This window comes from Staphylococcus sp. HMSC035D11, assembly GCF_001836075.1.
Lineage (GTDB): Bacteria > Bacillota > Bacilli > Staphylococcales > Staphylococcaceae > Staphylococcus > Staphylococcus hominis.
The window spans coordinates 1-275 of sequence record NZ_KV827243.1 but is presented as its reverse complement, the minus strand read 5'-3'; the positions used below and the strand labels follow the sequence as shown (position 1 = coordinate 275).

Sequence of the window (275 nt, the reverse complement as noted above, 5' to 3'; positions counted from 1 at the left end):
TAATTAAAGCTTTTAAACTTAAACCTGACTGTCATTGTACATCGAAATATCTGAATAACCTCATTGAGCAAGATCACCGTCATATTAAAGTAAGAAAGACAAGGTATCAAAGTATCAATACAGCAAAGAATACTTTAAAAGGTATTGAATGTATTTACGCTCTATATAAAAAGAACCGCAGGTCTCTTCAGATCTACGGATTTTCGCCATGCCACGAAATTAGCATCATGCTAGCAAGTTAAACGAACACTGACATGATATATTAGTGATTAGCT

1 protein-coding gene is annotated in these 275 nt (G+C 33.5%); it reads left to right on the top strand.

The genetic code is table 11. The features are described from left to right. Window positions 1–242 (top strand): DDE-type integrase/transposase/recombinase (locus tag HMPREF2647_RS11020; protein WP_031789238.1); only part of this gene is annotated, 242 nt, incomplete at its 5' end. Between the last annotated feature and the right edge of the window lie 33 nt (window positions 243–275).